Origin of the sequence: Pseudogulbenkiania sp. NH8B, assembly GCF_000283535.1 — a bacterium.
Classification (GTDB): domain Bacteria; phylum Pseudomonadota; class Gammaproteobacteria; order Burkholderiales; family Chromobacteriaceae; genus Pseudogulbenkiania; species Pseudogulbenkiania ferrooxidans.
The window spans coordinates 1,692,501-1,715,018 of record NC_016002.1; the positions used below are offsets into that span (position 1 = coordinate 1,692,501).

Below are 22,518 nucleotides of genomic sequence, written 5' to 3' on the forward strand. Positions count from 1 at the left end.
GGACGTATACGGTGTGACGCCTGCCCGGTGCCGGAAGGTTAAGTGATGGGGTGCAAGCTCTTGATCGAAGCCCCGGTAAACGGCGGCCGTAACTATAACGGTCCTAAGGTAGCGAAATTCCTTGTCGGGTAAGTTCCGACCCGCACGAATGGCGTAACGATGGCCACACTGTCTCCTCCTGAGACTCAGCGAAGTTGAAATGTTTGTGAAGATGCAATCTCCCCGCTGCTAGACGGAAAGACCCCGTGAACCTTTACTGTAGCTTTGCATTGGACTTTGAACAGACTTGTGTAGGATAGGTGGGAGGCTATGAAGCTGAGACGCTAGTTTCAGTGGAGCCGTCCTTGAAATACCACCCTGGTGTGTTTGAGGTTCTAACCTTGGTCCGTGATCCGGATCGGGGACAGTGCATGGTAGGCAGTTTGACTGGGGCGGTCTCCTCCCAAAGTGTAACGGAGGAGTTCGAAGGTCACCTAGGTACGGTCGGAAATCGTGCTGATAGTGCAATGGCATAAGGTGGCTTAACTGCGAGACCGACAAGTCGAGCAGGTGCGAAAGCAGGACATAGTGATCCGGTGGTTCTGAATGGAAGGGCCATCGCTCAACGGATAAAAGGTACTCCGGGGATAACAGGCTGATTCCGCCCAAGAGTTCACATCGACGGCGGAGTTTGGCACCTCGATGTCGGCTCATCACATCCTGGGGCTGTAGCCGGTCCCAAGGGTATGGCTGTTCGCCATTTAAAGTGGTACGTGAGCTGGGTTCAAAACGTCGTGAGACAGTTTGGTCCCTATCTGCAGTGGGCGTTGGAAGTTTGACGGGGGCTGCTCCTAGTACGAGAGGACCGGAGTGGACGAACCTCTGGTGTACCGGTTGTCACGCCAGTGGCATTGCCGGGTAGCTAAGTTCGGAAGAGATAACCGCTGAAAGCATCTAAGCGGGAAACTCGCCTGAAGATGAGACTTCCCTGAGGGCTTGACCCTCCTGAAGAGTCGTTCGAGACCAGGACGTTGATAGGTCGGGTGTGGAAGCGCTGTGAGGCGTGAAGCTAACCGATACTAATTGCTCGTGAGGCTTGATCCTATCATTTGAGTGGCTTGGGCCACGCGGTGAATAGAGTGCGACGTACGATCGATTACCCAATTCGAAATGGAAGCTGAGAGGCTTCCAGGCTTCTTCCCGTTTGTTGACAGTTTATGTCTGGCGGCCTTAGCGAGGTGGTCCCACCCCTTCCCATCCCGAACAGGACCGTGAAACGCCTTAGCGCCGATGATAGTGCGGCCTTGCCGTGTGAAAGTAGGACACCGCCAGACTCCCCTCATGAAAGCCCAGCTCATCCGAGCTGGGCTTTTTGTATTGGGGCGAGCAAATCATGCTGGGGTGCCGTGCCTTTGCGGTGTCCCAAATGGGGGCTGGATTGTCCTGCCGAACCAATGCTGGAGTGGCACTGAGGGTAAGCGCGCTGCGCCCCAAGCGGACTGTGGTTGTGGTGCGGTCATGATTCTGTTGGGGCGGTGGCTGGGGAGAGTGGATGAATAGCACAGAGAAACCGTTATCTTGCTGCTTTGCCGAGTTGGTGCCGCCTGCGTATGCGCTGTATTGCCGGCACCTGCACCTGGGGTTGCCTGAGGACGTGAGCGGGATCGCTGTTCGGGCGTCAAGGTTGGCCGAACACTGTGATGTGTTGCTGAACGCGCTGCGCCGGCAATATGGTGGCGGTAGCGACCAGGCCTTGTTGTCGCAGTGGTGCGGGCGCTATCTAAACCTGTTGTTGCCCCCGGCGCTGATCGCCGCGCGGGTGTTGCGCCGACCTCTCCGGATGGCGCTGGCCGATTGCACCCTGCAGATGCATCAAGGCCTGCCCCAGGCCCTGTGGCTGCCTTGCGAGGCGTTGGGGGCCGAGACCGATGCTCCGGCGGAGCGTTATCGCTCCTTGTGCGTCGATCATCTGCTGCCATTCATCGACATGATGGCGGCCTCGGTCAGTCTGTCGCCGCGTGTGCTGTGGAGCACGGTAGGGAATAGTCTCGAATATGCACTTTCGACCGGGTTTGCGGGCGAGGAGGCACGGGCCGACGCCGACTACCTGTTCGGTCAACGGTCGTTTTTCGATACCGGTTTGGCCAACCCGCTGTATCGCGTGGTGCACTACCTCGCGTCTCCTCCTGCGTCCTTGTCTTCGCCATTGCGGGTTCGCCGTCTCTGCTGCCTGCGTGACGGCCTGCCGGGGGAGCGCGTGCTGTGCTCGAGCTGCCCCAAGCTGCTGCAACTTGATGAAGACGCACTGGTGGAACAGCTGTTGCTGAGGAAGACCGCCTTCGAGACGTAGCTTGCTCCCGCCCTGGGGTGCGGTATTGTCTCAAGGGAAAATCGGGGAGAGGCTGTTGCCGCTTCGTTTTTGCGTGGCGGGCAGGCTTGGCCGAGCCCGCGCCTACGCCAAATCATTCGGCGGCCCCATCGCGCGACGCTGCCGGCGCGGGATGGGGGCAGGTTAGAGGAATAGGGTCTTTGCCAGCAGGCCGACCACCGCACAGGCGGCGATGACCTGGATGACATTGCGCTTGAAGCGGAACAGGGCGATGCTCGCCGCCAGGGCGATCAGGGCGGATGGCCAGTCGAAATGGCCGGAAAAACCTGTCGGCCACAGGACGTGATAGCCGAAGAACAGCGCCAGGTTGAAGATGACGCCGACCACCGCGGCGGTGATGGCGGTCAGCGGTGCAGTGAACTTAATGTCGCCGTGCGTCGATTCGATCAGTGGGCCGCCGGCGAGAATGAACACGAACGACGGCAGGAAGGTGAACCAGGTCACCAAGGTGGCGGCGAAGGCGCCGGCGAGGAACGGCAGCTCGGGCCCGGTTAGCGCCTTGAGGTAGGCTCCGACGAAACCGACGAAGGTTACCACCATGATCAACGGGCCGGGGGTGGTTTCGCCAAGCGCCAGGCCGTCGATCATCTGCGTTGCGGTGAGCCAGCCGTAATGGTCGACCGCGCCCTGGTAGACGTAGGGCAGCACAGCATAGGCACCGCCGAAGGTCAGCAGCGCGGCCTTCGAGAAAAACCAGCCCATCTGGGTGAACACGCCCTGCCAACCGAATGTCACCGTGAGTAGTGCGAGCGGAACCAGCCACAGTGCCAAGCCGATCGCGCCGATGCGCGTCAACTGCGACCAGCGGAAGCGCGCGTGCGCGGGCGTCGGGGTGTCGTCGTCGATCAAGGCCGGACCGTAGCCGTCCTTGACCTTGCCATGGCCCCCGCCGACCTTGAAGGTGGCCGGTGCCACGCGGCCACCGACATAGCCAAGCAGGGCTGCCCCCAGGACAATCAGCGGAAACGGCGCGTTGAGCGCGAAGATGGCGATGAACGAAGCGGCGGCAATCGCCCACAGAACGTTGTTCTTGAGCGCGCGCGAGCCGATACGATGCGCCGCCTGCACCACGATAGCGGTGACGGCGGGCTTGATGCCGTAGAACAGCCCGGCGACCAGCGGAACGTTGCCGAAGGCCACGTACAGCCAGGACAGCCCGATCAGCACGAACAGCGAGGGCAGCACGAACAGCGCACCGGCGACGATGCCTCCCCAGCTGCGGTGCATCAGCCAGCCGATATAGGTTGCCAACTGTTGCGCCTCCGGGCCGGGCAGCACCATGCAGTAATTGAGGGCGTGCAGGAAACGTTTTTCGCTGATCCAGCGGCGGCGTTCGACCAGTTCGCTGTGCATGATCGCAATCTGGCCGGCCGGGCCGCCGAAGCTGATGAAGCCGAGTTTGAGCCAGAAGCGGAAGGCTTCCCAGAAGCCGACGGGCGGTGGCGCCAAGGTGGGGGATGGCGTGTCAGGGGGGCGGCGGGTCATGGTGTTCTTTCTGTAGGGCGGCCGAGCTGCCGGCGACATTCCCGCTCGCGAAGGCCACGCTCGGATGCATGGCGGCGGCGCGGTGTTGGGGGGCGGCGGCTATCGACATGGATGCTAACGCGCTTGGCTTGCTCTGGCCAGAAAGCATCGCGCCGCCTTCGCCTTACTTGCCGGAGTGTTTCGGGGTGGGCGGTAGCGTTCTTCGGCCAACCTTTTCAAACCCGGGCGGGCTGACTGAGGGGGAACCGTGCGCCGTCGTCCCCGGCGCGGCGATGTTCCGGGTCTGGGTGGGTAGCGGTATGTCGACCGTAACAAGAAGATCGTGGCCGGGAGCCGGACGGATGAGGCGGCAGTGTCACCGAGCGCAAGTGTGCTGGATCGGTGTGAATACATGCCTCAGATGCCGGAACCGCCCACGGGGGAGTGCGGGCGGCTTTGGCTCCGGGGTGGAACGGGCGTGGCCAGCGGGTGCCGGCTTTGCTATCGCCCCACCCTGGTGGGGCGGAGACTGGCGGGGCGTGCACTCGCAGTGCCCCGCTTGCCGCTCAGCTGCCGGGGGTCAATGTACGGGTGATCCGCCGAGCAGTCAGATCGACTTCGGCAATGCTGACATCCTCATTGAGCACCCAGGCCTTGTGGCTGTCGTGGCTGAATGAGATCGCCTGACGGGGACCGTGCAGCCCGCCGATTTCCCCGGTGACCTTGAAGTCCGGCAGGGAAACGATCGTCATGGAGTTGCCCTTGAGGTTGCCGCTATACAGAAAACGTCCATCCGGCCTCAAGGCGGCACCGTAAGGGTCGCTGCCGACCTTGACGCTGCGCCGCACGTAGCGGCCCTCGACATCCACCTCGGCCAGCGTGTCGCTGCCGCTGTTCGCGGCATACAGCGTCTTGCCGTCGTGGGAGATGGCGATGGCGCGGATTTTGTTGAATCCGCCGATCTCGGCCAGGGGCTTGAAGCCGCTGGGATCGACCACGGTGATCTTGTCGCCCAGGAAGTTGGTGACGAACAGCGCCTTGTCGTCCGCCGAGAGCTTGATGCCCTGCCGGGGCTGGGCAAAGCCCGTCATCACGGCGAGCGGTTGCAGCGTGGCGGGATCGAAGGCGGTGACCGTGCTCGTGGCCTGGTTGTTGACGAACAGCCGCGAGCCGTCGCGGCTCAGCGTGGTGCCGAAGGCGCCGGGGCCGACGGCCATGGAGGCAGAACGCGTCAGCGAGGCGCTGTCCCATTTTTCGATGGTGCCCTTGGTGCTGTCCGAGATGTAGAAGGACTGGCCATCCGGCGAGAACAGGATGTTGCGGGGCGAGATGAAGCCTTCCAGCGCCTGCCGCATTTTGCCGGAGCGCAGGTCGTAGACGTAGACCTTGTCGCTGTCGCTCTTGGCGGCCAGGGCGAGGGTTTCGGCCGGGTTGACGGCCAGGGTGTTGTTGCGGATCTGGCCGTCGAAAGCCGGCGCGGCGTGCGCCAGCCCGGTCAGCAAAAGGGCGGCCACTACGGCGTAAGGTTTTTTTTCTTGGAGCATGAGGATCGTCTCTTCGCGGGTGGGGGGCTGGAGCGGATTATTCCCGGATCAGGTGCCAGACGTTCTTGACCTTGTCTCCCAGGGTGTCGCCCGCGGCCTGGTCTTTCGCGAAGTAATACAGGGGCTTGCCCTTGTACGCCCATTGCTTGCTGCCGTCGTCGCGGGTGATGACGGACAACTCGCCTGCCGGAGTGGCGCCGCTGTCAGCGTGCAATGGGGGCCAGATGGCGGGGCATTCGCCGTTGCAGGCGCTCTTGCCGCTGCCGGCTACGTCCTTGTCGAAGGTGTAGAGCGTCATGCCGCGCGTGTCGGTTAGCACGCCCTGGGTCTTGGCGACCGGGGCGTCGCCGGCCCAGGCCATGCCCGTGATCAGAAAAACCAGACTGCTTGCTGCCAGATTCCAACGTTTCATCGTGTTCCCGTGGGGTTGAGGGTGGTTGGGGAAGGAGCGTGGCCGCCCGGGGAGGATGGCCACGCCTGGTTGTGCACTATATGTTATGGCGGCGGGTTTGCTGTCAGACCTTGCCTTTCCAGGGCACCAGCACGCGTTCCAGGTAGCGCATCAGCAGGTCGAAGGTGAAGGCGAACAGACCGATCACGATCACGCCCATGATCACCACGTCGCTGGCGAGAAACTCGGCGGCGTTGAGCACCATGAAGCCGAGCCCGCGGGTCGAGGCCACCATTTCGCCGGCAACCAGCGTGGTCCAGCCCACCCCGATGCCGATGCGCATGCCGGTGAAGATCTCCGGCAGCGCCGACTTGAGGATGACGTGGCGGATCACCTGCATGCGCGTCGCGCCCATCGAGTAGGCGGCGTGGATCTGCTCGATCGAGACCGAGCGCACGCCCGAACGCGCCGAGATGGCCATCGGGGCAAAGATGGCGAGGAAGATCAGGTAGACCTTGGAGAACTCGCCGATGCCGAACCAGATGATCACCATCGGCAGGTAGGCGAGCGGCGGCAGCGGGCGGTAGAACTCGATCGGCGGATCGAACACGCCGCGCGCCACGCGGCTCACCCCCATCAGCACGCCGATCGGGATGGCGGTGACGCAGGCCAGGGCAAAGGCACCGAACACGCGGTACAGGCTGGTCTCGGTATGCTCGAGCAGCGTGGCGTTGGCGAAGCCCTCGGTCGATACCAGGATGAACTTGTCGTACACCGCCTGCGGAGATGGCAGGAACAGCGGCGACACCCAGCCGGTGGCGGTCACCAGCACCCACAGCGAAAACAGCAGGGCGACGGTGACGAAGCTGATGAGACCGCTGCTGCCCTGACCGGGCGCGCCGAATTGTTCGCCGGGGCGAACCGATTTCTTGCTGAACAGTTGCGATAGCATGCCTGGGCCGCCGTGGGGTTTGGCCGGGTGGCTGCTCAGCGAGATCGAGCCGCGCTGGCGGCCAAGAGAGACTTCCGGGTCGTGTTTCAGGTTAGACATGGGACACCTCTTTCGCTTCGGCGGCGCGCTCGTCGCCATAAATGATGCCAAGCACGGTTTCACGCATCTTGATGAAGTCGGGGCTGGACTTGATCGTCCTGGCGTCGCGGCATTCCAGGAAGCGGCGGTTGAAGTCGAGCTCGTAGGTGTGGGTGATGCGGCCCGGGCGCGGCGACATGACGATCAGCCGGCTGGCGAGGAACAGAGCTTCTTCGACGCTGTGCGTGATGAAGAAGAACATCTTCTGCGTTTCCTGCCAGACGTCGAGCAGCAACTCCTGGATGGTTTCACGGGTGAGGGCGTCGAGCGCCGCCATCGGCTCGTCCATCAGCAGCATGGCCGGGTTGCAGGTGAGCGCCCGGGCGATGCCCACGCGCTGCTGCATGCCGCCGGAGAGCTGGTAGATCATGTGGCTGTGAAAGTCCTGCAGGCCGACCAGTGCCAGGTTCTTGGCGGCCAGCGCGCGCCGTTTTTCCTTGCTCACGCCTTGCAGCTTGAGGCCGAATTCGGTGTTTTCCATGACGTTGAGCCAGGGCAGCAGGGCGTGTTTCTGGAACACGACGCCGCGGTCGGAGCCCGGGCCCATGACCTTGTTGCCGCCCAGCGTGATGTTGCCTTCGGTGGGGGAGATGAAGCCCGCCATCAGGCTCAGCAAGGTAGTCTTGCCGCAACCGGACGCGCCTAGTGCCACTACGAAGTCCCCGCTCTTGATGGAGAGGTTGATGTTGTCGAGCGCATGGACCTGCTCGCCCGGGCGCCGGCCTGGGTAGCGCACGCTGACATTGCTGACGTTAAGCTCTTGCATGAGAGTTCTCCTCAGATCTGGTTCGGTCCTTTGGGACGCCCGGCCGGGCGTCCCATGCCGGGCGCTTATTATTTTTGCTTGAGTGCAGCTTCTGCGTACTTCGACGTGACGAAGGCGCTGTAGTCCGGGGCCAGCGCGTCGATGCGCTTCTGCTCCTTGAGGAATTCAGCCGTCGCCTTGAGCGCCTTGGCGGCACCGCCGGTCTTGCCGCCACCCAGCCAGGCGGGCGAGATCTGTTGTTGGAGGGTCGGGTAAGCGTAGAGCTTCACCGCGTCGGCAGCATCTTTGGGGGTGCCGCCCAGCATCTTGGCCATGGTCTTGGCCTGGGCGGAGTCGGCGCCCCAGGCTTGAGGGTTGGTGCGGAAGGCGGCGTCGGCGTTGGCGATGGCCTTGGTGAAGCTCGCCATAAAGGCCGGGTTGGCGTCGGCCCAGGTGCGGTTCACCGCCACGCCGTCGAAGGTGGCCTTGCCTTTTTTGGACAGCTCACCCGAGGTGATCAGCACCTTGCCGCTCTGCTTGATGCGTGCCAGTGCCGGGTCCCAGACGTAGGCCGCGTCGATGTCGCCGCGCTCCCACGCTGCGGCGATCTGGTTGGGCTGCATGTTGAGGATTTCCAGTTCGCTCGGTTTGATGCCCCAGAGGTTGAGCGCGAACATGGTGTGGAAGTGGGTGGTGGAGACGAAAGGAACGCCGAGTTTCTTGCCCTTGAGGTCGGCCGGCTTGTTGATGCCGGAACCGTTGCGCACCACCATGGCTTCGGCTTCGTTGATGTCGTCGAGAATCCAGAACAGCTGCAGCGGCAGGCCGCGGCTCACCGCGGCGGCGAGCGGGCTGGAGCCGATGACGCCGATCTGCACGTCACCCGAAGCCATGGCGGTACCGACCTTGGCGCCCGATTCGAACTGGCGCCAGTTGATCTTGTAGCCGGTGGCCTTTTCCGCCGAGCCATCGGCGATCACGGTCAGCAACGGACCGGCGATCTGCTGATAGGCGATGGTGACTTCCTTCTGCTCGGCGTGTGCCATGCCGCCGGCGCCGAGCGCCAGCAGGGTTGCCGACAACGTGAGAACCTTCTTGAAACTGCGTGCTCCGTACATGTCTTTCTCCATCGTAATAAGAATTTATTATATTTACCGGCATTTATATGCCATATGGATTGCAGCAGGGCGATTCAGTAAGGCCGATCTGACAGTGTTTATCGGGCATCGATACGGCTCGATGCCGCCATGGGGCGTACTCCTTTCTTTACTGGGCGCCACGTCTCGCGTGAGATGTGGCGGCGGTCAGGCGCCCGGCCGGAGGCCGGGCGATCGGCGAATGGCGCCTAGATGACTTCGTCCTTGAGGTGATACCAGCGGTACAGCCACCACTGGCCGAAGCGGCGGAAGGGGGCGAACAGTTCCGATTCCACCACCTCGCGCACGTTCGGGAACGGCAGCTTGGAGCGGAAGATCGGCAGGTCCGGGGTGCCCTTGCCGGCGATGCTGGCGGCCAGGTGGCGGCCGGCCTGTGCCGAGTACATGACGCCGTTGCCGCCGTAGCCGAGGGCGTAGTAGATCGTCTGCTTCGGGTCCGGCTGGTAGATGCGCGGCATCATGTCGTGGCTGACGTCGACCCAGCCCCACCAGGAGTAATCGATCTGGATGCCTTCCAGCGCGGGAAACTTGCGGTGCAGGTCACGGATCAGGAACTGCTTGTACTTGTCCTCGGGCGCATCGTGGCCGGTGATGGCGCTGCGGCTGCCGATCTGTACCCGGCCATCCGGCATCAGGCGATAGTAGTGGCGCAGGATGCGGGTGTCGGTGATGACCTGCGTGGTGCGGAAGTTGCAGGCATCGATCTCGGCTTGCGTCAGCGGACGGGTGACGATCGAGTTGGACAGGATCGGCAGCAGGCGGTTTTTCAGTTGCGGGTGCAGCCCCTGCGAGGTGTAGCCGCCGGTGGCGACGCCGACGGCACGGGCGCGTACGATGCCGCCCGGCGTTTTGAGGTAGTGCACGCCGTTGCGGGTCTCCCAGCCCATGACCGGGCTCGACGGGTGCACCTTGGCGCCGAGCGTGCGCGCCTTCTTCAGGTAGCCGAAGGCGAGCTTGCCGGCGTGGATGCCGATCCCTTCCGGCTCGTGCATGGCGCCGGCGGCTTCCTTGTCGTCGACGTAGTCACGCTTGACGGTGTCGGCGTCGAGGATGCGGGCGTCGTAGTTGAACACGTCGCGCAGGATCTTGGCTTCCTTCTCCAGCGCCGGCATGGCCTTGGGCCGGTGGGCGATGTAGAGGTGGCCGCCCGGCTGCGGGTCGCAGTCGATGTCCTTGATCAGGTTCTTGAAGGTTTCCATCCCGGCGCAGACTTCCTCATGCATGCGCAGCGCGGTGTCGAGGCCGTAGCGGGCGATCCACTGCGAGCGCTTGAGACGGCCCGAGGCGCACTGGGCCTGGCCGCCGTTACGGGTGCTGCAGCCCCAGCTGACGCGGTTGGCCTCGAGCACGGTGGCCTTGATGCCGTATTCCTGGGCGAGAAAGATCGCGGTGGTAAGACCGGTGAAGCCGGAGCCGATGATGGCGACGTCGACGTCGATGTCGTGGGTGATCGGGCCGTCATCGGGCGGCGGGTCGCCGGCGGTGCCGATCCAGTAGGTCGGGGCGTAATCGCGGCCCTGGCCCGGGGTGCTGGCGATCAGCGGGTCGTAGGCCGGGTCGTAGGCGGTGGAAGGGCCGGTGGCGCGGCCCGTGTTCACCGCGCGCTTTTGGGTAAGGGTATCCATGCTCGGACTCCTTGATGTTGACGCGATGTGAGTCCGGGCTCAGTTGCCGGCGTGGGCGACCGGTGGGCGGTCTTTGCGGTAGGCGTTTTTCACCGCAATCTTGCCGTCACGGAAGGTGAAGACGTCGACCATGCGTGCCTCGATGCGCGTGCCGTCGGCCTTGGTGCCGCTGAAGGTGGATTCGCTGACGCCGCGATCGCCGTGAACGAAGTGATCGCCGTCGAGCCAGGCGGCGTCGGGGAAGGTCTGCCAGGCGAGCTGGAAGCCTTCGCGCACCGCTTCGCGACCGTGGAACGTCCGGCCGAGCAGGTCGGGGCCGGCAACGGCGTGGAATTCGCAATCGTCGGCCATGAAGCTCATCAGGGCGTCGATATCGTGGCGGTTCCAGGCGTCGCTGAAGGCCTGCAGAAATTCGGCGGTCACGGGGGTATGGGACATCGTGTTCTCCTAAGCAGTTCTGATGTTGTGGGTGGTCCGTGTTGCCGTGGCGGCGGGCGCCGTGCGGGAGGACCACTGCATTTGACGACTTCAGATTAGTGAGCTGGAGGGCGATGCAGTAGGGCCAGTTCGGTTAAATCGTTTGGGCCAGTTTGGGCCAGAAGGAGCGGGGTGGAGGGCGGGCGGGAAGGCGGCGCTGTCAGGAGGGAATAGGGCATGCCTTAGCCCCGGCGGCGACGGGGGCGCAGCCGGGGAGGAGAGAGTGGGGCGGGGCGCCTGGTTCAGCGCGGGTGGGTCGGTTTCAGGTGGCGCAGGACCTCGGCCAGGGCGCGGACGCCGGGTTCGATCTTCTCGATCGGGATCGACGAGAAGCCCAAGCGGAAGCAGTTGCGCGGCATGGCGGTTTTCATGAAAAAGACGTTGCCGGGTTCGATCAGCACGCCGTTTTCTTCGGCGCGTTGGGCCAGTTCCTCGGCGTCGAGCCAGTCCGGTCCGACGATCCAGCACGAGGCGCCGCCCGAGATCGGCACCGGGTGGACTTCGGGCAGGTGGCGCGCCAGCGCGTCGGTGAGCACCTGGGCCCGTTCCCGGTATGCCGCGGACAGCCGGCGGTGGTGCGAATCGTAATGTCCGAGCGAGAGGAACAGGGCGAAGGCGCGCTGGATGTAGGCCGAGGGGTGGCGCAGCATCAGCCGGCGGATGCCGCGCAATTCGGCGATCAGCTCGGCGGGGCCGACGATGTAGCCGATGCGCAGTCCCGGGGCGAGGTTCTTGGACAGGCTGCCGACGTAGATGACGCGGTTATTGCGATCAAGGCTTTTCAGCGTCGGGGTGAGGTCGCCCTGGAAGCGGCTTTCGCTTTCGTAGTCATCCTCGATCAGCACGAAGTCGGCTTCTTCGGCCATCTGCAGCAAGGCCTGGCGCCGCGCCAGCGGCATGGTCACCGTGGTCGGGCACTGGTGGCCGGGAGTGACGTAGACGTAGTCGCAGTTGTGCAGCGCGCCGCTGACCATGAGGCCTTCTTCGTCGATCGGCAGCGGCAGCAGGTGGGCGGTGCGGCTGCCGAAGATGTTGCGCGCGTCCGGGTAGCCCGGGTCTTCCACGCCGACCGGGGTGTCGGTGCTCATCAGCAGGTCGGCCAGCAGGTAGAGCGCCTGTTGCGCGCCGACGGTGATGACGATCTCGTCGGCCGAGGCCCACACCCCGCGCCGCGGCAGCACGCGGGTGCGAATCTGCTGCACCAGCAAATCGTCGTCGCGCAGGATCATGTCCTGCGCCCACTCGTGGATGTCGAGCACGCTGAGCGCCTTCAGGCTGCACTCGCGCCAGTCGGCGGTGGGAAACAGGATGGGGTCGTACTGGCCGTAGATGAACGGGTAGGGGTAGTCCTGCCAGTTGGCGCGCTTGACGATGTTGCGCTGTTGGGTGGGGCGGAACACGAAGCGCCGCCCCCAGTCGGGACCGTCGGCCGGGGGGCGGTCGTGTGGGGTGGTTTGGGCGGGGAGGCGTCCAGCGAGGATGTCGGCGTTGACGAAATAGCCGCTGCGCTCGCGCGACACCAGGTAGCCTTCGTCGACCAGCTGCTGATAGGCCAGCACCACGGTATTGCGCGCCACGCCGAGCTGGGCCGACAACTCGCGGCCGGACGGCAAGGGAATACCGACCGGCAGCTGGCCGTCGAGGATGGCCGAGACCAGCATCTGGCGAATATTGCCTTGCAGGCTCATGCCGCTCTTCGCGTGTTGCTGGAAAAGCTGGTTCCACATGGTGCCGGTCAACTTGGTGCTCATCGTTCCTTCTCTGTGACGGTGCCGTTTCAACATAACACGCTACTTGTAGACTAAGTGATTGTCTGTCGTTTGGCGATGGCCGCCCCGCGGGGCCGGAAGGGCGCCTGTTGCTGGTGAGAATGTGCGCCTGTCGTGGCGCCGCCGTCGCAGGTCGGGCAAGGGTATGTGGCGGCTCCCGGCATGACCGGTCAGCGCGCGGCGAGGATGGCGCGGGCCGCTTCGTCCGGCGCCGGGGCGTCGAACAGTCCGCCGATGATGGCCAGCATGTCGACCCCGGTTTGCCAGGCGAGTGCGGCGTTGGTCGGGGTGATGCCGCCGATCGCCACGCACGGCACCTCCAGCGGCGGCAGCGCGGCAAACAGCGCGAGCGGGGCGGAGACCGCCTCCGGCTTGCTGCGCGAGGGAAACAGCGCGCCGAAGGCGACGTAGCTGGCGCCGTTGCCGACCGCCTGCACCGCCAGCGCCGGCTGGTCGTGGCAGGTGGCGCCGATGATGGCGTGCGGCCCGAGGCGCTGGCGTGCCGCGCAGAGGCTGGTGTCGCCCCGCCCGAGGTGGACGCCGTCGGCGCCGACTTCTTCGGCCAACCCCACGTCGTCATTGACGAGGAACCAGGCGCCATGCTGCCGGCACAGCGCCCGGATGGCCGCGGCTTGCTCCCGCCGCAACGCGGTATCGCGGGATTTGTTGCGGTACTGCACCAGGCTGGCGCCGCCCGCCAGCACGGCGGCGACGCGCGGCAGCAGCCAGGCGCTGTCGCTGGTGTCGGGGGTGACGGCGTAGAGCCCGTCCAGCCAGACCGGGCGGGTGGGCCGTTGCGTGGCGTTATTCACCGTGGCGTTCTCCCTTATCCGCCGCGCGCCGGGGCGATCATGCCGCTGGTGGGCGAACTGGGTTCGGCGCTGTAGAGCTTGCGCGGCATGCGCCCGGCGAGGTAGGCCTCGCGCCCGGCCAGTACGGCGTGCTTCATCGCGCTCGCCATCAGCACGGGCTGGCGGGCGTGGGCGATGGCCGAGTTCATCAGCACCGCGTCGCAGCCCAGCTCCATGGCGATGGCGGCGTCCGAGGCGGTGCCGACCCCGGCGTCGACCAGCACCGGCACCTGGGCGTTGTCGATGATGAGGCGCAGGTTCCACGGGTTGAGGATGCCCATGCCGGAGCCGATGATCGAAGCCAGGGGCATCACCGCGACGCAGCCGATCTCCTCCAGGCGCTTGGCCTGGATCGGGTCGTCCGAGCAGTAGACCATGACGTCGAAGCCTTCCTTCACCAGCGTCTCCGCCGCCTTGAGCGTTTCCGGCATGTTGGGGTAGAGGTTGCTCGGGTCGCCCAGCACTTCGAGCTTGACCAGCGTGTGGCCGTCGAGCAGCTCGCGCGCCAGGCGCAGCGTGCGCACCGCGTCCTCGGCGGTGTAGCAGCCGGCGGTGTTGGGCAGCAGGGTGTACTGCGACGGCGGCAGCGCGTCGAGCAGGCTCTGTTCGCCCGGGTGCTGGCCGATATTGGTGCGACGGATCGCCACGGTGACGATCTCGGCGCCGGCGGCGTCCACCGCTTCGCGGGTTTCGGCGAAGTCCTTGTACTTGCCGGTGCCGACCAGGAGGCGCGAGGAATAGGTCTTGCCGGCGATGATGAGCGGGTCGTTCATGTCGAGTTCCTTCGGTAACGGGCGGACGTCAGGCAGTGCGTGGCGGGATCAGCCGCCCCCCACCGCGATGATGATTTCGAAACGGTCGCCCTCGGCGAGGCGGGTGTCGTCGTAGCGGCTGCGCGGCAGGATGTCGCCGTTGCGCTCGATGGCGACGCGCCGCCCCTGCAGCTCGAGCCGTTCGAGCAGCTGGCGCACCGTGAGCGGGGTGGCGAGTTCGGTGGGCTCGCCGTTGACCAGGACGGTAGGCATGTCGGGTATCTCCAGTGAGGTGGGGATGGGGCGTGGGTGCGCCGGTTGGCAAAGCCGGGCTTCGGCCAACCTTGGCGGCGCCCGCGCTCAGATCTTGTCGTACAGCTTGGCGCCGCCCTTGACGAACTCGATCGACTTCACCTCCATGCCCTTGGCCAGCGCCTCCTCTGCAGCCAAGCCCTGCTGCGCGGCAAAGTCGCGCACGTCCTGGGTGATCTTCATCGAACAGAAGTGCGGGCCGCACATCGAGCAGAAGTGCGCCACCTTGGCACTATCCTTCGGCAGCGTCTCGTCGTGGAACGAACGCGCGCGGTCCGGGTCGAGGCCGAGGTTGAACTGGTCCTCCCAGCGGAACTCGAAGCGCGCCTTGGACAGCGCGTTGTCGCGGATCTGCGCGCCCGGGTGGCCCTTGGCCAGGTCGGCGGCGTGCGCGGCCAGCTTGTAGGTGATGATGCCTTCCTTGACGTCGTCCTTGTTCGGCAGACCGAGGTGCTCCTTCGGCGTGACGTAGCACAGCATCGCGGTGCCGTACCAGCCGATCTGGGCCGCGCCGATGGCCGAGGTGATGTGGTCGTAGCCGGGGGCGATGTCGGTGGTCAACGGGCCCAGGGTGTAGAACGGCGCCTCGTGGCACCACTCCAGTTCCTTGTCCATGTTTTCCTTGATCAGCTGCATCGGCACGTGGCCCGGGCCTTCGATCATCACCTGCACGTCGTGCTTCCAGGCGATCTGGGTCAGTTCGCCCAGGGTCTTGAGCTCGCCCAGCTGCGCGTCGTCGTTGGCGTCCCACACACTGCCCGGACGCAGGCCGTCGCCCAGCGAGAACGCCACGTCGTACGCCTTCATGATGTCGCAGATTTCCTCGAAGTGGGTGTAGAGGAAGTTCTCCTTGTGATGCGCCAGACACCACTTGGCCATGATCGAACCGCCGCGGCTGACGATGCCGGTCATGCGGTTGGCAGTCATCGGCACGTAGCGCAGCAGCACGCCGGCGTGGATGGTGAAGTAGTCGACGCCCTGTTCCGCCTGCTCGATCAGCGTGTCCTTGAAGATGTCCCAGGTCAGATCCTCGGCCTTGCCGTTGACCTTCTCCAGCGCCTGGTAGATCGGCACGGTGCCGATCGGCACCGGCGAGTTGCGCAGGATCCACTCGCGCGTCTCGTGGATGTTCTTGCCGGTGGACAGGTCCATGATGGTGTCGGCACCCCAGCGGATGCCCCAGGTCATCTTGTCCACTTCTTCCGAGATCGACGAGGTCACCGCCGAGTTGCCGATGTTGCCGTTGATCTTCACCAGGAAGTTGCGGCCGATGATCATCGGCTCGGATTCCGGGTGGTTGATGTTGTTGGGGATGATGGCGCGGCCGGCGGCCACTTCCTGGCGCACGAATTCCGGGGTGATGGTGTCGACCATGCCGGCGCCGTAGTTCTGGCCCGGGTGCTGGCGCGTCATCAGCTCGACGAGGCGCGCGTTCTTGCCGCCGGCGGTCTTGAGCGACTCGAGGTAGGCGGCGCGGTTCTGGTTCTCGCGGATGGCGATGTATTCCATCTCCGGGGTGATGAGGCCCTGGCGCGCGTAGTGCATCTGGGTCACGTTCTTGCCCGGCAGCGCGCGGCGCGGCTGGCGCGTCAGGTTGAAGCGCAGCTCGTCGAGCTTGGCGTCGGCCTCGCGGGCGCGGCCGTACTCGGAGCTCAAACCGGCCAGCTGCTCGGTGTCGCCGCGCTCCTCGATCCAGGCGGCGCGGATCGGTGCCAGGCCGGAGCGGATGTCGATCTGGGCGGCCGGGTCGGTGTAGGGGCCGGAACAGTCGTAGACGTAGATCGGCGGGTTCTGCTCGCCGCCGAACTGGGTCGGGGTGTCGGCCTGGCTGATCTCGCGCATCGGCACGCGGAGGTCGGGGCGCGAGCCTTCGACGTAGATCTTGCGGGAGTTGGGCAGCGGCTGGATGGCGGCTTGGTCCACCACCATTTCGGTATTCAGGTTGGTCGGCGCGTTCATGGTCATCCTCGTTTATTCATGTAGTCATCAGGCGCCGAAGACGCGGCCCAGGTACACCACCAGCAGCATGTAGCCGGCAATGAAAATGGCCTCGCTGCTCATCAGCACGATCGGCTTCCAGCCCAGTTCCGCCAGCTTTTCCAGCGAGGTCTTGACGCCGAGGGCGGCGATCGAGGTCACCAGGCACCAGCGCGATACGGTCGAGCTCGCTTCCACCACTTGGTGCGACAGCAGCCCCAGGCTGTTGAGCGCGGCGAGACCGGCAAACACCACCAGGAACATCGGCAGGATCGGGGTCTTGCTGCCGGCCGTGGCGGTTTTCTTGCGCTCGGCGTGGAAGGTCAGCGCCAGGATCACCACCACCGGCATCAGCATGGCGACGCGGAACATCTTGGCCAGCGTGGCGGCGTCGCCCACTTCCGGCGAGATGATCAGGCCGGCGCCCACCACCTGCGCCACGTCGTGGATCGAACCGCCTAGGAACAGGCCGGCTTCCGCGGTGGAGAGCCCGGCATGTTTGACGATGAGCGGGTACAGCACCATGGCCAGCGTGGAGAAGATGGCGATGCCGATGGCGGTGAGCAGGGTGTAGCGCTCGTTTTCCCGCGTCGCCGGCAGGGTGGAGGAGATCGCCAAGGTGGCCGAGATGCCGCAAATACCGGTGCCGCCGCCGGAGAGCAGGCCCAGCATCGAGGGCAGGCCGAGCAGGCGCGCCATCAGGATGCCGAAGCCGATGGTCAGGCCCACCGCGCCGATCAGCGCGCCGACCCCGGTCAGGCCCAGGTCGCTGACGTCGCTGGCGACGATGCGGGCGCCGAGCAGGGCGACGCCGAAGCGCACCAGCTTCTTGGCCGAGAGTTCGATGCCGGGCTGGCATTTCTCCGAATCGGCCAGGAAGTGGAAGGCAATGCCCATCAGCAAGGCATAGAGAAACTGCGGGCCGCCGTAATGCTCGGACACGAAGGTGGCGGCGATGGCGATGACGCCGCAGAGCATGATGCCGGGAAGAAGCGCCCGGGTCTGCGCGAACATCACGGGTTGGGCGAGACTGCTGGGAGGGATCATCGTGTGGGTCTCCGGTGATGGACATCGTTCCCGCCCCGCCTCTGGCCTCGACGAGACGGGGGTGGGAGGGGGCGGATTGGGGCTGGGCCGGGGTGGCCAGCATTCAAACAAATAACAAAAAACGGTACAAATAATTCCGTTAATTTGTTTTTTGAAAACTATAAGTCGGGCACCAGGGGAATGCAATAGTGAATTTCAAATATCGATACAAAACGTACTGATATTTTGTTTTTTAGAAAAAGACAGCGGGCCGCCGAGGAGGTGTCGGCGGCCCGCTGGAAGGGGAAGGGTTTACAGCTTGGTGTAGTCGGTGGAAGGCTCAGCCAAGGCGGCGGCCGGTGCACCCTTGCGGAAAACCTGGCGTACCACGTAGCCCAGCAGCAGGATGCCCAGGCTGGCCACGCCCAGCAGCAGCGGCGAGCGCTGGTCCGGGATGAACGCCATGGCCACCACGATGCCGATCATGCCGGCGATGGCGAGGTAGGTCAGGTAGGGGTAGGCCCACATCTTGACGCGCAGCCGTTCCGGCGCCTCGCGCTCCAGGCGGGCACGCAGGCGCAGCTGCGAGATGGCGATCAGGATGTAGACGAAAATCGCCACCGTGCCGTAGGAATCGACCAGGAAGGCGAACACCTTGTCCGGCGAAACGTAGGACATCACCACCGCCGCGTAGCCGAACAGCGTGGCAAACAGGATGGCGCGCACCGGCACGCCGTTGCGGGTCAGCTTGGCCAGCGATTTGGGCGCGTCACCGCGCTTGGTCAGGGCGAACAGCATGCGCGACGATGCGTACAGGCCGGAGTTGAGGGCCGACAGCACGGCGGTCAGCACCACGGCGTTCATGATCTGCGCCGCAGCCGGGATGCCCATCGCGTTGAGCGCGCTGACGTACGGGGTGGCGATGCCGGGCGAACTCCACGGCACCAGGCAGACCACCAACAGCACCGAGCCGACGTAGAAAACCAGCACCCGGGTGATCACCGAGTTGGTGGCCTTGGCGATGGCTTTTTGCGGTTCGGCGGTTTCCGCGGCGGCGATGGTGACGATCTCGGCGCCGAAATAGAAGCCGGTCGCCGCCACCGCCCCGGTCAGCACCGGCATCCAGCCATGCGGGGCAAAGCCACCGTGCGCGGTCAGGTTGCTGACGTTGAGGCTCGCTCCCGGCCACATGCCGAGCACGTACAGGCTCGCCAGGAACAGGAACACGACGATGGCGCCGACCTTGATCGAGGAGAACCAGAACTCGAACTCACCGAACGACTTCACCGAGATCAGGTTGGTCAGGGTGAGCGTCACCAGCAAGGTCAGGCTGATGATCCAGGTGGGCATGTCGGGTAGCCAGTAACGCACCAGGTTGGCCCCGGCGACCGCTTCGAGCGCCACCACGATGACCCAGAAGTACCAGTACATCCAGCCAGTGAGGAAACCGGCCAGTTCGCCCACGGCCGGGCGGTCGTGCCAGGCTTCGCGGGCGTATTCATAGAAAGAGCCGCCGGTGGGCAGGGCGACGGCCATTTCACCCAGCATGCGCATGACCAAGACCACGAGCAGGCCGGTGATGAGGAAGGAGAGAATAGCGGCGGGGCCGGTGGCCTTGATCACCACGCCGCTGCCGACAAACAGACCCGCGCCAATCACACCACCGAGTGCAATCATGGTCATGTGGCGCTGCTTCAGGCTGTGCTGGAGCCCGTTTGAATGCTGCTGGTTGCCTATCACTTTGATATATCTCCGTATTTCTCTATTGTAGGACGCCACGGTTTGTTGAGTTGTAGGGGAATGGCAACGTGCGTGCGCCGCCCTCCGGTCCGTGGTCGTTCAGGGTCGTGTGACTGTCCGTGCTGCCGGTTAATGGAGGTATCCCGGCTGCCAGGATGGGTTATCTCAGTTTCGGTTCACCTTTCAGAAACGATGAGGTCGCCGCGGCAGTGAGGCGGAGCGGACCGTGAGGCGTACACTGCCTGCGACACGGCCCGCTTGTCTTCACTTTCGCGTCAGCGCGGTGGTTGATCAAACGTAATCCTTGTACTTGTCGAGGAAGCGAACCGGCTTGGAGAGGGCATCGCGGCGGAAGGGATCGCCCAGCTCGCGGGTGCACATGATCTCGATGATGCAGGTCTTGCCGTGGTTCATCTGCAGGTCGATGGCCTTCTTCAGCGCCGGGCCGACGTCCTCGAGACGGTCCACAGTGATGCCTTCGGCGCCCATGGCGCGGGCGATCTCGGCGAAGCTCTGGTTGTCGAGCTCGCCGGCGACGAAGCGGCGGTTGTAGAAGTCGACCTGGTTCTTCTTCTCGGCCCCCCACTGGCGGTTGTGGAACACCACCGCGGTCACCGGGATGTTGTGACGCACGCAGGTCATGGTCTCCATCAGGCTCATGCCCCAGGCACCGTCACCGGCATAAGACACCGCCGGGCGATGCGGCGCCGCCACCTTGGCACCGATGATGGTCGGGAAGGCGTAGCCGCAATTGCCGAAACTCATCGCCGCGAAGAAGCTGCGCGGCTTCTCGAAGCGCAGATAGCTGTTGGCCACCGAATTGATGTTGCCGATATCGGTCGACACCATCACATCCTCCGGCATCGCCTTCTCCAGCTCGCGCAACACCTGGCGCGGGTGCAGGTAATGGCCGCCATTGAAGGTGCGCTCCTGGGCGTTCTGCTCGATCATGTCGAGGCTGAAGGCATCGCGCTCGTGCGTCCACTCGTCCAGCTCCTTCTCCCACGCCGCCTTCTCGGTCGCGATCTTGTCGCCGCGCTCGGCGCGGGTCGCATCGCAGGCCAGGGTCCGGTTCGCCAGACGCTGCGTCAGCGCCACCGCCGCCGCCTTGGCATCGCCGCAAATGCCCACCGAAATCTTCTTCACCAGGCCCAGCATCTTGTTGTCGGCGTCGATCTGGATGATCTTCGCGTTCTTCGGCCAGTAATCCATGCCATGCTGCGGCAGCGTGCCGAACGGCCCCAGGCGCGAACCCAGCGCCACCACCACGTCCGCCTGCGCCATCAGCTTCATTGCCGCCTTCGACCCCTGGTAACCCAGCGGACCGCACCACAGCGGATGGCTGGCCGGGAACGAATCGTTGTGCAGGTAGCTGTTCACCACCGGCGCCCCCAGGCGCTCCGCCAAGGCCTTACACTCCTCGATGGCATCGCCCATCACCACGCCGCCGCCGGAAATGATCACCGGGAACTTGGCCTGCGCCAGCAACTCCGCCGCCTCGTTCAGGCTCTGTTCGCCACCGGCGCCGCGATCCAGACGCGCCGGCTGCGGAATCTCGGCGGTGATCTCGCCGTAGAAATAATCGCGCGGGATATTGAGCTGGGTCGGGCCCATCTCGCTCATGGCGCGGTCGAAGCAGCGGCCGGTGTACTCCGCCATCCGGGCCGGGTGCGTGACATGTCCCTGGTACTTGGTGAATTCCTGGAACATCGGCAACTGGTTACACTCCTGAAATCCGCCCAGGCCCATGGTCATGGTGCCGGTCTCCGGCGTCACGATCACCACCGGGCTGTGCGCCCAATAGGCGGCGGCGATGGCGGTCACGCAATTGCTGATGCCCGGGCCATTCTGGCCGATCACCACGCCGTGGCGGCCGGACACGCGGGAAAAGCCATCCGCCATGTGGGCGGCGCCCTGCTCGTGGACCACCGGGATCAAACGGATGCCGGCGGGGGCGAAAATATCCATGGCATCCATGAAGGCCGACCCCATGATGCCGAACATATCGGTCACGCCATTGGCCACCATGGTTTCGACGAAGGCTTCGGAAGGGGTCATCTTGGTGGGGCCGACGGGCACCGTACGGTTGGCTTGCTCGCTCATGCTGACTAGTCTCCTGTGAGTATTATCTCAAAATCGGTACGAAAGATTCCGATATGTGAGACACGACTCAACTCTAGGAGGGCTTATGCGGCAAGTCAACAAGAAATTACGTAAAACGATACTTGTTGTATCAAAAACAGAAACTGAACTATGATGGAAACGCCATGAACGACACCGCACAGACCCCGAAGAGCGAACCGGGCCGGCTCGACGGCGACACGCCGACGCTGCGGCTGTTCGCGCTGTTGGAAGTGATCGCCGAAAAGGACCAGTTCTTCAGCCTGCAAGGCCTGGTGGAAGAAACCGGGCTGCCCAAGCCGACGCTGCACCGCATGCTGCAGCAACTGGAAAGCGCCGGGATGCTGCAACGCGACGGCGACGGACGGCACTACAGCACCGGCGTGCGGCTGCGGCGCATGGCCGAGAACCTGCTGCTCAACAACACCGTGCACGGCGCGCGCCACGCGGTGCTGCGCCAACTGGTGGAAGAAGTGGGCGAAAGCTGCAACATCACCGCGCTGTCGGGCAGCGAAGTGCTGTACCTGGACCGGGTGGAAACGCCGGCGCCGCTGCGCTTTTACCTGCACCCCGGCTCGCGGGTGCCGGCGCACTGCTCGGCGAGCGGCAAGCTGTTCCTGGCGCAGATGAGCCCGAGCCAGCGCCGTCGGCTGTTGGAGCACGTGCCGCTGGAGCGCTACACCGCGAAGACGCTGACCGACCTGGCGGCGCTGGAGCGGGAGATCGAGCGGGTGAAGCGAGACGGCTACGCCTGCGACGACGAGGAATTCCTGCCGGGGCTGTTCTGCCTGGCGGTGCTGGTGCCGACGCCGGGAGGCAAGTCCAACACCGGGATAGCGATACAGGCGCCGGTGCTGCGGGTGACGCCGGACAAGGCGCTGCAGTTGCTGCCGGCGTTGCAGCGGGCGGCGGCGGCCCTGGCCAAGATCGAGGCCGAGGCCATGCCCGAGGCGCGGGAGAGCGAATGAGTCTGCATCTTCCGGCCGGCCGGGGGTATCCCGGCGCGAATGCTCTGGCCCCACCGCAGGGCGAGACCGGCTGAAGCCGGGCCTGCACGGGGGCGCCAGAGGTTGACGACTATTGACCCACGCCGCGCAGTACGTCGCGGC

Annotated in this window: 18 protein-coding genes and 2 rRNA genes (1 of these 20 cut by a window edge); 4 read left to right on the top strand and 16 right to left on the bottom strand. The window is 64.7% G+C overall.

Annotated features, from left to right (window positions below):
* The 3 genes from NH8B_RS07820 to fhuF form a co-directional block, all read left to right on the top strand.
* Window positions 1–1,083, top strand: a 23S ribosomal RNA gene (locus NH8B_RS07820) (it extends 1,808 nt beyond the left edge of the window).
* 116 nt (window positions 1,084–1,199) lie between these two features.
* A 5S ribosomal RNA gene (gene rrf, locus NH8B_RS07825) occupies window positions 1,200–1,313 on the top strand.
* Between the two features lie 218 nt (window positions 1,314–1,531).
* A complete protein-coding gene (gene fhuF / locus NH8B_RS07830) occupies window positions 1,532–2,329 on the top strand; it encodes a siderophore-iron reductase FhuF (protein ID WP_041702886.1) in 798 nt (265 codons plus the stop codon).
* Between the two features lie 162 nt (window positions 2,330–2,491).
* On the opposite strand, the gene chrA is transcribed toward fhuF, so the two are convergent.
* From chrA to xsc, 16 genes are all read right to left on the bottom strand, one after another.
* Window positions 2,492–3,853 (bottom strand): chromate efflux transporter, encoded by a 1,362-nt coding sequence (gene chrA, locus NH8B_RS07835; RefSeq protein ID WP_014086792.1) that lies wholly within the window; start codon window positions 3,851–3,853, stop codon window positions 2,492–2,494.
* Window positions 3,854–4,398: 545 nt separating this feature from the next.
* Window positions 4,399–5,376, bottom strand: a complete 978-nt coding sequence (locus tag NH8B_RS07840; RefSeq protein ID WP_014086793.1) for a YncE family protein — start codon at window positions 5,374–5,376, stop codon at window positions 4,399–4,401.
* Between the two features lie 37 nt (window positions 5,377–5,413).
* Window positions 5,414–5,788 (bottom strand): COG4315 family predicted lipoprotein, encoded by a 375-nt coding sequence (locus NH8B_RS07845; protein WP_041702887.1) that lies wholly within the window; start codon window positions 5,786–5,788, stop codon window positions 5,414–5,416.
* Window positions 5,789–5,891: 103 nt separating this feature from the next.
* A complete protein-coding gene (locus NH8B_RS07850; protein WP_014086795.1) occupies window positions 5,892–6,818 on the bottom strand; it encodes an ABC transporter permease subunit in 927 nt (308 codons plus the stop codon).
* Entirely contained in the window at window positions 6,811–7,623 is an 813-nt protein-coding gene (locus NH8B_RS07855) for a taurine ABC transporter ATP-binding protein (protein ID WP_014086796.1), read from the bottom strand. Before NH8B_RS07855 ends, NH8B_RS07850 begins: the two co-directional genes overlap by 8 nt.
* A gap of 68 nt (window positions 7,624–7,691) precedes the next feature.
* On the bottom strand, window positions 7,692–8,720 hold the full coding sequence (tauA, locus tag NH8B_RS07860) for a taurine ABC transporter substrate-binding protein (RefSeq protein WP_014086797.1): 1,029 nt from the start codon (window positions 8,718–8,720) through the stop codon (window positions 7,692–7,694).
* Window positions 8,721–8,947: 227 nt separating this feature from the next.
* Window positions 8,948–10,384 carry an NAD(P)/FAD-dependent oxidoreductase gene (locus NH8B_RS07865; protein WP_014086798.1) on the bottom strand — a complete coding sequence of 479 codons (1,437 nt, stop codon included), beginning with the start codon at window positions 10,382–10,384 and terminating at the stop codon, window positions 8,948–8,950.
* Window positions 10,385–10,423: 39 nt separating this feature from the next.
* Window positions 10,424–10,822 carry a nuclear transport factor 2 family protein gene (locus NH8B_RS07870; protein WP_014086799.1) on the bottom strand — a complete coding sequence of 133 codons (399 nt, stop codon included), beginning with the start codon at window positions 10,820–10,822 and terminating at the stop codon, window positions 10,424–10,426.
* A 281-nt stretch (window positions 10,823–11,103) separates the two neighbouring features.
* Window positions 11,104–12,612 carry a MocR-like pyridoxine biosynthesis transcription factor PdxR gene (locus NH8B_RS07875; RefSeq protein WP_014086800.1) on the bottom strand — a complete coding sequence of 503 codons (1,509 nt, stop codon included), beginning with the start codon at window positions 12,610–12,612 and terminating at the stop codon, window positions 11,104–11,106.
* A 188-nt stretch (window positions 12,613–12,800) separates the two neighbouring features.
* Complete coding sequence (thiE, locus tag NH8B_RS07880) at window positions 12,801–13,442, bottom strand: thiamine phosphate synthase (protein WP_014086801.1); 642 nt, start codon at window positions 13,440–13,442, stop codon at window positions 12,801–12,803.
* 14 nt (window positions 13,443–13,456) lie between these two features.
* Entirely contained in the window at window positions 13,457–14,254 is a 798-nt protein-coding gene (locus NH8B_RS07885; RefSeq protein WP_014086802.1) for a thiazole synthase, read from the bottom strand.
* Between the two features lie 48 nt (window positions 14,255–14,302).
* Window positions 14,303–14,506, bottom strand: coding sequence for a sulfur carrier protein ThiS (gene thiS / locus NH8B_RS07890; RefSeq protein WP_008955939.1), 204 nt, complete (start codon window positions 14,504–14,506; stop codon window positions 14,303–14,305).
* Between the two features lie 87 nt (window positions 14,507–14,593).
* On the bottom strand, window positions 14,594–16,504 hold the full coding sequence (gene thiC / locus NH8B_RS07895) for a phosphomethylpyrimidine synthase ThiC (protein ID WP_014086803.1): 1,911 nt from the start codon (window positions 16,502–16,504) through the stop codon (window positions 14,594–14,596).
* A gap of 27 nt (window positions 16,505–16,531) precedes the next feature.
* A complete protein-coding gene (locus NH8B_RS07900; RefSeq protein WP_014086804.1) occupies window positions 16,532–17,569 on the bottom strand; it encodes a YeiH family protein in 1,038 nt (345 codons plus the stop codon).
* A gap of 291 nt (window positions 17,570–17,860) precedes the next feature.
* Complete coding sequence (locus tag NH8B_RS07905; RefSeq protein WP_014086805.1) at window positions 17,861–19,231, bottom strand: amino acid permease; 1,371 nt, start codon at window positions 19,229–19,231, stop codon at window positions 17,861–17,863.
* A gap of 348 nt (window positions 19,232–19,579) precedes the next feature.
* Window positions 19,580–21,391 carry a sulfoacetaldehyde acetyltransferase gene (gene xsc / locus NH8B_RS07910; RefSeq protein WP_014086806.1) on the bottom strand — a complete coding sequence of 604 codons (1,812 nt, stop codon included), beginning with the start codon at window positions 21,389–21,391 and terminating at the stop codon, window positions 19,580–19,582.
* A 164-nt stretch (window positions 21,392–21,555) separates the two neighbouring features.
* Here xsc and NH8B_RS07915 point away from each other — a divergent pair, with 164 nt between their 5' ends.
* Complete coding sequence (locus NH8B_RS07915) at window positions 21,556–22,377, top strand: IclR family transcriptional regulator (protein WP_014086807.1); 822 nt, start codon at window positions 21,556–21,558, stop codon at window positions 22,375–22,377.
* The last annotated feature ends 141 nt before the right edge of the window (window positions 22,378–22,518 follow it).

What these genes read in the sequence shown, in the direction of transcription:
- fhuF (WP_041702886.1), top strand. Translation starts at nt 1,532, where the DNA reads ATGAATAGCACAGAGAAACCGTTATCTTGCTGCTTTGCCGAGTTGGTG.
- chrA (WP_014086792.1), bottom strand. Translation starts at nt 3,853, where the DNA reads ATGACCCGCCGCCCCCCTGACACGCCATCCCCCACCTTGGCGCCACCG.
- NH8B_RS07840 (WP_014086793.1), bottom strand. Translation starts at nt 5,376, where the DNA reads ATGCTCCAAGAAAAAAAACCTTACGCCGTAGTGGCCGCCCTTTTGCTG.
- NH8B_RS07845 (WP_041702887.1), bottom strand. Translation starts at nt 5,788, where the DNA reads ATGAAACGTTGGAATCTGGCAGCAAGCAGTCTGGTTTTTCTGATCACG.
- NH8B_RS07850 (WP_014086795.1), bottom strand. Translation starts at nt 6,818, where the DNA reads ATGTCTAACCTGAAACACGACCCGGAAGTCTCTCTTGGCCGCCAGCGC.
- NH8B_RS07855 (WP_014086796.1), bottom strand. Translation starts at nt 7,623, where the DNA reads ATGCAAGAGCTTAACGTCAGCAATGTCAGCGTGCGCTACCCAGGCCGG.
- tauA (WP_014086797.1), bottom strand. Translation starts at nt 8,720, where the DNA reads ATGTACGGAGCACGCAGTTTCAAGAAGGTTCTCACGTTGTCGGCAACC.
- NH8B_RS07865 (WP_014086798.1), bottom strand. Translation starts at nt 10,384, where the DNA reads ATGGATACCCTTACCCAAAAGCGCGCGGTGAACACGGGCCGCGCCACC.
- NH8B_RS07870 (WP_014086799.1), bottom strand. Translation starts at nt 10,822, where the DNA reads ATGTCCCATACCCCCGTGACCGCCGAATTTCTGCAGGCCTTCAGCGAC.
- NH8B_RS07875 (WP_014086800.1), bottom strand. Translation starts at nt 12,612, where the DNA reads ATGAGCACCAAGTTGACCGGCACCATGTGGAACCAGCTTTTCCAGCAA.
- NH8B_RS07885 (WP_014086802.1), bottom strand. Translation starts at nt 14,254, where the DNA reads ATGAACGACCCGCTCATCATCGCCGGCAAGACCTATTCCTCGCGCCTC.
- thiS (WP_008955939.1), bottom strand. Translation starts at nt 14,506, where the DNA reads ATGCCTACCGTCCTGGTCAACGGCGAGCCCACCGAACTCGCCACCCCG.
- thiC (WP_014086803.1), bottom strand. Translation starts at nt 16,504, where the DNA reads ATGAACGCGCCGACCAACCTGAATACCGAAATGGTGGTGGACCAAGCC.
- NH8B_RS07900 (WP_014086804.1), bottom strand. Translation starts at nt 17,569, where the DNA reads ATGATCCCTCCCAGCAGTCTCGCCCAACCCGTGATGTTCGCGCAGACC.
- NH8B_RS07905 (WP_014086805.1), bottom strand. Translation starts at nt 19,231, where the DNA reads ATGACCATGATTGCACTCGGTGGTGTGATTGGCGCGGGTCTGTTTGTC.
- xsc (WP_014086806.1), bottom strand. Translation starts at nt 21,391, where the DNA reads ATGAGCGAGCAAGCCAACCGTACGGTGCCCGTCGGCCCCACCAAGATG.
- NH8B_RS07915 (WP_014086807.1), top strand. Translation starts at nt 21,556, where the DNA reads ATGAACGACACCGCACAGACCCCGAAGAGCGAACCGGGCCGGCTCGAC.